Annotated in this window: 1 protein-coding gene; it reads right to left on the bottom strand. The window is 68.0% G+C overall.

Going from position 1 to position 2,379, the window contains the following annotated elements; translation table 11 throughout:
• Positions 1–146: 146 nt before the first annotated feature.
• On the bottom strand, positions 147–2,379 hold a 2,233-nt coding region (locus K2Z83_RS28190), incomplete at its 5' end, for a clostripain-related cysteine peptidase (RefSeq protein WP_255604575.1).

The raw sequence follows: 2,379 nt of genomic DNA, 5'->3' as shown, positions 1-2,379 counted from the left end.
CAGCTCTAGTATACCAGATTATTCGTTCTGCTACAAGCGCTTTAGCGCATTAGGAAGCCGTATCGGAGAGCTAAAGCCGCTACAGCGGGTGAAGCCCGTAAAGCCCAGCGCTAACGCTGCTGGGCTTTACGGGCTATTTCTGTAACCTATCCACCTTGGTGTATTGCGGGCAGGAAGACCTGCCATCGAGTATCACCGATCAGCACAAACTCGGTGAAGTGATCGAGCGCGACGCTCAGGTGGTTGGCGGCGCGGTTCTGGCGACAATCTGGGCAGGGGAAGACCGGCACCCATGTGTTGCCAGCGCCAAACGCGAGGCTGAGCCGCGCCTCGTCGAGGTCGGCGAGCATGGCGTCAGTGTAGCTCAGCACCAGCGTGTAGGGCTGGCTGAAGTGCGTCACCGCCTGGCCGGAGCGCGTCTGGGCAGTGAAGGTAAAGCTGCGCAATGCCCGCTGGCCCGCCGGCAGCGCATGCGTCGGCGCGCCCAGCTCCGTATAGGTGACGATCACATCCTCGGGCACCGCATCCGCCGGGAAGCTGATGCGGAACCGCCCGTCGCTGCTGCTCAGCTCGCCGCCCATCACGCTGATGGTGCCTGTGATTCGCATGGGCGCTGTGGTCGGTGTGGCCGTTGCGGTGCTCGTCGCCGTGGGCGTGCTCGTTGCGGTGCTCGTCGGCGCGGGTGTGGCCGTTGCGGTGCTCGTCGCCGTGGGCGTGCTCGTTGCGGTGCTCGTCGGCGTACTTGTCGGCCGCTGGTCGCCCTGGGTGAGCGGCGGGATCAGCACATCATTCGGCATCGGCGATGAGTCGCCGCTCAGCTGGGGCGGCAGCCCCTGGCCCAGGAAGCGCGCCCAGCCACTGTCGCGGGTGGTGGCGAACATGCGGTGCTGCACGTAGGCCATGTAGGCGCTCGCCGGGTTGGTGCTGCTGCGCGGCGGGTAGAAGATCGCCAGCCCGCTGGCCTGATCCAGCCCAATCGTGAAGGCTCGATCAATGCCCTGGAAGGGGTCGTAGCCCACAAACTGCCCCGAGGCGTGCGACTCGTAGATCACGAAGGGGGCCACCCCCGCGATCACCGCGCCCGCCGCGCTCTGGACATCCGCATCGCTCACGCTGGCCTGCACCCGCGCCGCGAAGTCGCGCAGGTCCACGTAGCTATCCTCGGGGTCGATCTCCAGATACACGCCGCCGGAGTCGTACTTCTGGCTGGCCGCGCGCAGGCCGCGCAGCTGGCCGACGCGGATCGTCGGGTCGGCGCTGACGTAGGACACCAGCCGGTCGCCAAGATCGCTGACCCGGCGGTTCAGCTCGGCGAAGCGGGCCATGTCGAGCGCCGAGACGGTGTAGGGCAGCTCCTGCGCGCCCACGGCCACGGCGTAGGTCTGGGCAAGGTCGTGCGCGTAGCCCCGTGGGTCGGCGGCCTGCCCGGCCAGCTGGCGGTAGCGGTCGTAGGCGAAGACGCCCCAGCCGGTGTTGGGCGAGACCACCATGTACTGGGCGAGGTCGGCAGCGATCGCGGCGTCCTCCAGCAGCCCGAACGAGCAGCCGTCGACGTGCAGCACATCGAGCGTGTGCGCGCCGTCGTCGGTGGCCTGCTGGAGCGCGGTGCGCAGCTCGATCGGGGTGAGAAATGCCTTGCCGGCGCTGTCGCTGGTATTATCCTGGCCAAAGCCAACCACCCCGTTGGCGTGGTCAACCAGCGAGAGCGCATAGTAGTCGCTCGGGAAGGTCGCGTAGCCCCAGCGCACAAAGTCGCGCAGGGTCTCCATCTCGTCCATACGCGCCTCGGGCAGCGTCTCGCTGAGCCACTGGCCATCGGGCCGCAGGATGTAGCGCCGGGTGTCGTTCACCCCCGGCCCATCGTAGAGCACCCCGACCTGGACATTGGCCTGGGCGCCGGCGCTGCGCAGGCGGTAGAGCATCCCGCTCAGCGTGGCGCTCTCGCCCATGTAGGGGTCGAGGTTATTATCGGCCACCGCGTAGATCAGCAGCGTCCAGGTCTGCCCGCCCGTGCGCATACCGGCGTTGCCATTGCGGATGTAGACCCGCTGCTCGGCGGCGGGCGACCAGTCGCCCTCGTTGTCCTGCACCGCAAAGCGGATCGTCTGCTCGCCGAGCGGCAGCGCAGCGGCGGCGAGGGTGAAGCTCGGCTGATCGCTGATCACGGCCCCGTTGTGCGTCCAGCGATACGCCACAATCTGATCGGTCGCGTCAGGATCCGCCCCCCGGCCGGTGAAGCTGATCGTATCCACGCCCTGGCGCGCGTCACGCGGGGTGACCCGCGAGATGGTGGCGACCGGCACCGGGGTTGAGAGCGAGCCGCTGGCCTGGTGCAGCTGGGTGTCGGCGAAGATCGTGCCTGCGGCGTCCTCGCCGCCG

This window comes from Oscillochloris sp. ZM17-4 (assembly GCF_019599295.1).
Lineage (GTDB): Bacteria > Chloroflexota > Chloroflexia > Chloroflexales > Chloroflexaceae > Oscillochloris.
This window is presented reverse-complemented; position numbering and strand designations above follow the sequence as displayed.